Below are 7675 nucleotides of genomic sequence, written 5' to 3' on the forward strand. Positions count from 1 at the left end.
TTTTACGCAGGGGGTACTTAGATAAAATCAGTATAGCACAATAAAAGTTAAGTTAACAAGCTATAGTTTAAAAAGCCGTCCTAAAAGGACGGGGCTTTAACCCAAAATTTCGGTAAAATTTTTAGTTTACCTCTACTCCTGACCATTTTTTGACTTTTTACTGGTGACTTTTTACTGAATTATGACTATTTGGCAAGCGGATTTTTATAAATCTTCATCTTCTTCCCCTCTTGGCACAGTCTGGCAATTGTTAATTTCAGATCCTCTCGGTCATCTTATCTATGAAAATTCCTGTCCCCAATCGCAAGCTAATAGCGACTGGTTAACCCAACAGTTACAGCAAGCTTGTCAAGTCTCCTCCCCAGAAATTATCCAAGTTTTTCGCCCCCAATGCGCCAATTTATTTCTCCTCGCGGGTCAAAATTTACAGATCAAAATCGAGTTAACCCGTCACGTTAACGCCCTCAAAAAACAGCTAGAATTACGGCAAATCCCCATAAATATCGACTCTCCTCCACCACAACCCCTACCCGACCAATTTTTAGGTCAAGAGTGGCGTTTTGCTCGTTTTCCCGCCGTTGATTTAGTTAACTTTTTTTGCGATCGCCGAATACCGATTCTTTCCCTACCAGAGGCCTTTTCTCCTTTAAAACTAGGTTTAGCCTCCACTTTAACGATCCCCGGTGTGGTTATTACCGGTGGTAAAAAATCTTTGGCGATCGCTCGTTGGTTAGGGGAAATTAACCCGGTATTTATCGCTCATATTCCCACAGAAACGGGGCGATCGGGCGGTTTAGTCTTGGAATCGGGTCTCAATGAGCGTTGGATTTTCCTGACCTACGAAGATGAAGAAGTGGCCCGGGCAGCCAATGCTTATCAAGCAACCAAAGAGGAAAGCCAAGGTTTGCACTTTCTCCTCATACAACCGGATGATTCCGGTCGCACTTTTACCGGCTTTTGGCTACTGAAGCAGGTTTAACCCCCAAGCTGTCCCCAAGAGGCAGAGAATGCCTGCTAAACCGGCTAAAGGTTGGTTATAGATACCTTTAACCCAAACTAACCCAGAATCGCTGTAAGACATCAATTCGGCACTGTCTAGCAAGGCCAATCCCCATACCCAACCGCCATGAAGTCCCCAAGCTAATCCTAAACTACCATGATCGATCGCCCTGGCCCAGACCAGAACCATCCCCATCAGAAATAAACCTGGTAGTTGCGGCAGAGTTTGCTGACGTTCCCAAAGCAGGTGCAGCAGGGCAAAAATTAGGCTAGAAATGGCTCCCGCCACCCAAAAACCGTATTCTTGGCTTAATTGGCTCAAAAAGATGCCCCGAAAGATTAATTCCTCGGTAATACCCACCCAGAGGGCCACTATCAACAGGGGTAAACTCAAGGAAAAAGCGCGAGTGAGGTTTTTGGGCTGCCAATGTACCCATGTCAAAATCCCCTCTAGGAAAAAAATTATCCCTAATCCCACCACTGCCAGGATTAATCCTTTAGTTAGGGAGATAAATAGGGAAAATGAGCAAATTAATCCGTAATTATGGAGGCTGCTCCCCTCTATCTTTAATAATCCCCAGATAACTAAGGGAGCCAATGCGTAAAGAGAGGCCACCAGTGGCAATTTCTGGTCAGGTTTTGTACCTTGCAGCGGTTGCCATCCCAAACGACTCCCTAAAACAATGGCAATCGGCAGCCAGAAAATTAACCAGGCTAACAGGAAAATAATAATTTTTATTAAGGCAGCCATGTCCATTGTCAATTAGGTGCTAGGGAAGTGGGGTGCAGGGTGTGGGGTTTTGGGGTATTAGTTGAAATTTCCCTACCCCCTACCCCTAACACCCATAAAACAAACCCTCTAGGGATAGAATAACTGTGGAACTTTGCTCTGGTAAAGCCTAGCTCCAACAAAAATCCATCTCTAGGGGGTTGCGAAAAAGAAGAAAAAGTGCTTAAGGAAAACCCCTCGAGTTGATGAAAGAGGCGGTCAGGGGTTAGAATTAGGGATAAGAATCTATATTGTCTTTTTGGTCGGTCTTGTCAAAACTAGCCCTTTTGACTGCCGATTTTTTTTATCCTTATCCCTACTTCGTAACCTATTTAAGCTCCTACCGATTCTTCTGATTCCGTTTGTTTGAGGTGGATGTGCTTGTAGCCAAGTTTGATTTCAAACTCATCGCCGGGCTGCAAGTTCATTTGTTCGGTATAGGTGGAACCGATGACGATTTGACCATTTTTGTGGACACTAACCCGGAAAGTGGGTTCGCGGCCGCGGCCATCTTTAGTGCCTTCGGGATCGAGAGGAACCCCTTTTGCACCCAAAACAGCATCGTAAAAGTCGGTTAAATTGACCCGAACTTGGCCATCTTTACTTTGGGAGTAGTAACCACAACGTTTTGCCGTTTCGCGACGGGGTAAGTGGGCCAACTCTTTGACTTTTTGAAGTAGAGCTTTCCCGGTTAGGGGAGTAGGAGAGATATCATTCATGGTACTTTTAAATGTTCCTTGATTTTTGACTGGCTGTCAATTAAGTTTACACTGACAAATTGATCATACCAAAAATCTTGCCAAAAATGTCTAGAGGGGAATAATAAATTTTTTAAAACTGATGGTTCTGTGATGACAATCGTGCTAAGAAGACCCCAGACTAGGTAGTAAGTGTAGGCCTTGTGGGGGAGAGGAAATTTTTGGCCAAGACTCGCGCAATTTTTGGTCGGGTGCGAGGAAAACAGGGAGGAGAAAGTGAGGACATAAAACGGATCAAGCTATACCTGGCAAGGAATTGAGAAACTATACTTGTGGTTGGAGTTGGCAAAAAACTAATGACCCAGAGCAGTAAATCCGGGGTGATTAAACTGTTTTCGAGCGACTTGCCCATCTATGATTAGGTCTAGATACCCACTCCTTGGCTCAACCGACCGGGGAAAATCTTAAGGATTAATTACCATTACTAGCTCCCCTTTGGCCCGTTAACATCGATTATCCTGAGTATTAGGAGTCCCTCATCCCCGTGCCGAGTATGGAAGTTTCTTTTAAAATTCTGCGTCAACAACCCAACGACACCCCTTACCTAGAAAATTTTACCCTAGAGGTGGAGGCGGGAAATACAATTCTCGACTGCCTTAATCGCATCAAATGGGAACTTGATGGAACTTTGGCCTTTCGTAAAAATTGCCGCAATACAATTTGTGGCAGCTGTGCGATGAAAATTAACGGCCGTTCGGCCTTGGCTTGTCAAAAAAATATCGCCAGTGAATTAAACCATTCTAGCCAAAAAGATGTCGGAGAAATTCCCGAAATCACGATCGCCCCTCTGGGGAATTTACCGATTATTCGGGATTTAATCGTCAATATGCAACCGTTTTGGGACGATTTAGAAAAGGTTGAACCTTATATTAGTAGTCAAGCGCGCACCATTCCCGAACGAGAATTTCTGCAAACTCCAGAAGAAAGAGCCAATCTCAATCAGATGGGTAACTGCATTATGTGCGGCGCCTGTTATTCGGAATGTAATGCCAAGCAAGTCAATCCCGATTTTGTCGGTCCCCACGCTTTAGCAAAAGCGCAGCGCACCTTAGTGGATTCCCGCGATGGTAATCAGGAAAGTCGCCTAGAACTTTATAACCAAGGCACCGCAGGGGTTTGGGGTTGTACGCGTTGCTATTTCTGTAATGCGGTTTGTCCCATGGAAGTGGCTCCCATGGATCAAATCGGTAAAATTAAACAGGAAATACTCGCTCGCAAGTCGGACGATAGTAGTCGTCCCATTCGTCACCGGAAAGTTTTAGTGGAATTAGTCAAAGCAGGGGGATGGGTTGATGAACGCAAATTCGGCCTCTATGTGCTGGGCAATTATTGGCGCGATTTACAGGGTTTATTAAGTATTGCCCCCTTGGGATTGCGGATGATTGCTAGGGGTAAATTCCCCACTTCCTTTGAAGCTTCCGAGGGAACCGAGGAAGTCAGAGGTTTAATTACTGCTATTCAAAATTCTCGCTCTTGATCACTCTCGATAGTTAGAGCAATTTTGAGATGATTATGATCTATATTCTATATTGACTGGAGAACCCATTATCATGTTCGATCGAGATAGTATCCGTGGTTTTTCTGCCCTGATTACCCTTGTGGGAGTTGCTTCTAGTTTGGGTTTTAGCTTCAACGCACCGGCTTTCTCCCAAGCTATCTCTAACAATTTACCATTACTCTTAGCCCAAAAAAGCGAAAAGGTGCGCGTAGCGGTTTTAGACTTCGATTATAGCGGTCTCAGTAATCCCCAGTGGTTAACATTTCTCAATGGTGGAGCCAGTGGTGTCAGTGATATTCTCGTCAATAAATTGGTGGAAAGTGGTCGCTATACAGTCATTGAGCGCAGTCGCATTGATGCTGTCCTCAGAGAACAAAATTTGGGGGCTTCGGGACGGGTAGATGCCGCTACTGCCGCTCAAATCGGGCAAATTTTAGGGGTAGATGTGGTGATTATCGGTTCGATTACCCAATTCGATTTACAAAAAAAACAATCTGGTGGCTCGTTTATTATTTTTAGCACGGCCAAGACAGAAACCGATGCTTTTGTCAAGTTAAATGTCCGGGCAATTAATACCACCACGGCCGAAATTATTACCACCGCTCAGGGAGATGGTACTGCCAATCAATCCGATGGTTCAACCGTGGTTTTAGGGGTTGGGGGTGGTTCCCAAACCTCCAACGAAGGGAAATTACTCAGTATTGCCACCGATAAGGCAGTGGCGCAGGTGGTGGATAATCTCAATGATAAAGCCGACCAAATCGCCGCTACACCTCGCTCGCTCCCGACTGTCACCGCTTTAGTGGCTGCCGTGGCAGGAAATCAGGTAATTCTCAATAAAGGTACGGGAGAAGGCTATCGTGTCGGTTTACGCATTTCCATCGAACGGACGACTCAAACGGTCAAGGATCCGCAAACGGGTAAGGTTATCCGTCAGATTACTCAACCGATTGGCACTCTCGAAATTGTCGAAGCTGATGGTCAATCTAGCGTCGGTCGCATCATTACCGGTAATGGTTTTAAAGTCGGTGATTTAGCTAAACCGATTCGTTAATTGGGAATTATGAATTATGAATTATGAAGTGGGGAAGTGGGGAAGTGGGGAAGTGGGGAGTGGGGAAGTGGGGAAGTGGGAAGTGGGGAGTGGGAAGAATAAATAAAAATAATCTCCTATCTCCTGACTCCTGACTCCTGACTCCTGACTCCTATCTACTATCTCCTGACTCCTGACTCCTGATCACTGATAAGTGAACACTCAGGAAAATTTGAAGTTATGTAAAGCGAACCCCGGGGTCAGGTAAGACAACCGATAAAATTTATAATCGGAATCCCTTGGATATTCCCTAGACCAGAGCGATTAACGAAAATTATCAAAAAATGATACAAGATAAAAAACCCACGGTGATCATTACTGGGACAACTTCTGGAGTCGGTCTCTACGCCGCTAAATCCCTTGCTCAAAGAGGTTGGTTTGTGGTTATGGCCTGTCGGGATATCCCGAAAATGGAACAGGCCGCCAAAGAGTTGAACATTCCCCGGGATAACTACTGTATTGAATTTATCGACCTCGGTTCCCTCGATAGCGTCCGGCGCTTCGTTAAAAATTTCCGGGCCTTGGGCAGATCTCTAACCGCTTTAGTCTGCAATGCCGCTATCTATCTGCCTTTGCTCAAAGAACCCTTAAGAAGTCCCGACGGTTATGAATTGAGCATGGCCACCAATCATTTAGGTCATTTCCTGTTGTCGAATTTGCTCTTGGAAGATCTAAAAAATTCTCCCTCTCCCGACCGCCGTTTAGTCATTCTCGGCACTGTCACCCATAATCCCGATGAATTAGGCGGTAAAATTCCTCCTCGTCCCGATTTGGGCGATTTAGACGGGTTTGCCAACGGTTTCCAAGAGCCGATTACCATGGCCGACGGCAAAAAATTTGAATCGGTCAAAGCCTATAAAGATAGTAAGGTGTGTAATGTTCTCACCATGCGGGAACTGCACAAACGCTATCACGAATCGACCGGAATCACTTTTACTTCCCTCTATCCGGGTTGTGTGGCCGATACACCCCTTTTCCGCAACCATTACCCCTTTTTCCAGCAGTTTTTCCCCTGGTTCCAGAAAAATATCACCGGTGGCTATGTTTCCCAAGAGTTAGCCGGGGAAAGAGTCGCTATGGTGGTTGCTGACCCCGAATACCGTCAATCCGGCGCTTACTGGAGTTGGGGCAATCGTCAGAAAAAAGAGGGTAAATCCTTTGTTCAAAGGGTTTCTCCTCAAGCTCGCGACGAGGAAAGAGGCGCAAAAATGTGGGAATACAGCGCTAAATTAGTCGGATTAGCCTAATTTACGATTTTAAGACTAAAAAAGGACACAAGTTAACTTGTGTCCTTGTCGAAACGGGGAGGCCAGAGCAGCAAGAAACAATCCATAACTGGGTTTTTAAAGCTCGATCGGCAGTTAATCATATTATTAAAAACGGATTTGGTATTATACTAAATCCGGTTATTAAAAACTGATTATTTATTCCCACTTAGGATTAGAGGCGTTGTTGTCTAAAAAGCACAAACAAAACGATATTGACGATGATTAATTGATGTTTAAAGGGGACGTAAGCGATAGCGTTTACGTCTTTTTGCCTAGATTAATTGAGTTTCATACTGAAATTGACTGACTTAGAAATGGCTGGATGATGTCAGATATTGCTGTGTTTGGCTGTAACTTTAAACAGTAATTATAGCCTTGATCATAAAACATTAATTCTTGATTTTCAGGAACAAGAGATTGAAACCAAATGGCAAAAGTAGCACAATCTTCTAAATATCCATCCAAACTAATTCCTTGTCCATCTCGATGTAATGCTCCATCTAATCTAGTCCCTTTTTCTGGAATTTTAATAACCCATTCGATGCTATAATAATCATCGGGATTAGTTAGGGTTTTAATCGTGGTATCATGCCAAGATTTTTCGAGATTTTCAATAAAATCTACTGTGTTAATTTTCCATTGGGTCGGTTGGTCTGGTGTAATAAGATATTCCATTAAAAACTTCTCCTTTTTACTTAAGGTAAAACGACAACAGTACCAAGAATATTAAACTGACGGAGTAATTTTTCAAAAAATGGTACGGCTTCTCTCATATTAACAATTACTAACAACTTAACCACAGGGGTTTTTTGGTCATTAATGACTGCTCCATAGCGACGAAATTCATTTTCTATATCGCCTTGAACTTTTGTCCGAATAAAAGGGGGTACATTAGAATTATCAACCTAGGGACTATTAGCGGGATTTTCAATAAATTTAGCTTCCATAAGCTCTCCTGTTTCATAATTAATGCCATCTGCCCAAATTTCTTCTCCTCCATCTCGGACTCGAATTTCCTCATTACCACAATGTCTAATCTGAAATTGATAACGCTGATTATAGGTTGGTGTCAGTCTTCGCGGGAAATCTTTTGCCCAGTCTTGTATTAAGTTACTTAAATCTGTCATTCTTGATTGTACTTTAAGTTGATTGAAATTCGTCCAAAATAGCCCACCAGTCCTCTACGATACTACCCTCACCGTTCCCGAAAATAGCCTCTTAAACACTCTTGTTGGCACAATTACCCCCACCGATGCCGATAATAACCCCTTAACCTACAGCATCACTGAT

The 7675-nt window shown here is 43.8% G+C and carries 7 protein-coding genes and 1 pseudogene; 4 read left to right on the forward strand and 4 right to left on the reverse strand.

Going from position 1 to position 7675, the window contains the following annotated elements; genetic code table 11:
* The first annotated feature begins 181 nt into the window (after positions 1-181).
* Entirely contained in the window at positions 182-979 is a 798-nt protein-coding gene (locus EWV84_RS18800) for a Tab2/Atab2 family RNA-binding protein (protein WP_287079306.1), read from the forward strand.
* Here EWV84_RS18800 and EWV84_RS18805 read toward each other — a convergent pair.
* On the reverse strand, positions 962-1756 hold the full coding sequence (locus EWV84_RS18805; RefSeq protein ID WP_287079307.1) for a CPBP family intramembrane glutamic endopeptidase: 795 nt from the start codon (positions 1754-1756) through the stop codon (positions 962-964). The two genes, EWV84_RS18800 and EWV84_RS18805, sit on opposite strands and share 18 nt — an antisense overlap.
* A 344-nt stretch (positions 1757-2100) precedes the next feature.
* Positions 2101-2487, reverse strand: coding sequence for an AbrB family transcriptional regulator (locus tag EWV84_RS18810; protein WP_287079308.1), 387 nt, complete (start codon positions 2485-2487; stop codon positions 2101-2103).
* Between the two features lie 532 nt (positions 2488-3019).
* On the opposite strand from EWV84_RS18810, the gene EWV84_RS18815 reads away from it, so the two are divergent.
* The 3 genes from EWV84_RS18815 (at position 3020) to EWV84_RS18825 (ending at position 6364) form a co-directional block, all read left to right on the forward strand.
* Positions 3020-4003 carry a succinate dehydrogenase/fumarate reductase iron-sulfur subunit gene (locus EWV84_RS18815; RefSeq protein WP_286824807.1) on the forward strand — a complete coding sequence of 328 codons (984 nt, stop codon included), beginning with the start codon at positions 3020-3022 and terminating at the stop codon, positions 4001-4003.
* A gap of 73 nt (positions 4004-4076) precedes the next feature.
* Complete coding sequence (locus tag EWV84_RS18820) at positions 4077-5078, forward strand: CsgG/HfaB family protein (protein ID WP_286823688.1); 1002 nt, start codon at positions 4077-4079, stop codon at positions 5076-5078.
* A gap of 323 nt (positions 5079-5401) precedes the next feature.
* The gene (locus EWV84_RS18825; protein ID WP_287079310.1) at positions 5402-6364 is read left to right on the forward strand and encodes a protochlorophyllide reductase; all 963 of its coding nucleotides are present in this window, start codon (positions 5402-5404) and stop codon (positions 6362-6364) included.
* A 309-nt stretch (positions 6365-6673) separates the two neighbouring features.
* On the opposite strand, the gene EWV84_RS18830 is transcribed toward EWV84_RS18825, so the two are convergent.
* Positions 6674-7060 (reverse strand): hypothetical protein, encoded by a 387-nt coding sequence (locus tag EWV84_RS18830; RefSeq protein ID WP_286823685.1) that lies wholly within the window; start codon positions 7058-7060, stop codon positions 6674-6676.
* 20 nt (positions 7061-7080) lie between these two features.
* Positions 7081-7512, reverse strand: a pseudogene (locus EWV84_RS23165) (restriction endonuclease fold toxin-2 domain-containing protein).
* Positions 7513-7675: the final 163 nt, after the last annotated feature.

The organism is Microcystis sp. M_QC_C_20170808_M3Col (genome assembly GCF_007095505.1).
Classification (GTDB): domain Bacteria; phylum Cyanobacteriota; class Cyanobacteriia; order Cyanobacteriales; family Microcystaceae; genus Microcystis.

Coding starts and splice junctions, on each gene's coding strand:
- EWV84_RS18825 (WP_287079310.1), top strand. CDS start 5,402: ATGATACAAGATAAAAAACCCACGGTGATCATTACTGGGACAACTTCT.
- EWV84_RS18810 (WP_287079308.1), bottom strand. CDS start 2,487: ATGAATGATATCTCTCCTACTCCCCTAACCGGGAAAGCTCTACTTCAA.
- EWV84_RS18800 (WP_287079306.1), top strand. CDS start 182: ATGACTATTTGGCAAGCGGATTTTTATAAATCTTCATCTTCTTCCCCT.
- EWV84_RS18805 (WP_287079307.1), bottom strand. CDS start 1,756: ATGGACATGGCTGCCTTAATAAAAATTATTATTTTCCTGTTAGCCTGG.
- EWV84_RS18830 (WP_286823685.1), bottom strand. CDS start 7,060: ATGGAATATCTTATTACACCAGACCAACCGACCCAATGGAAAATTAAC.
- EWV84_RS18815 (WP_286824807.1), top strand. CDS start 3,020: ATGGAAGTTTCTTTTAAAATTCTGCGTCAACAACCCAACGACACCCCT.
- EWV84_RS18820 (WP_286823688.1), top strand. CDS start 4,077: ATGTTCGATCGAGATAGTATCCGTGGTTTTTCTGCCCTGATTACCCTT.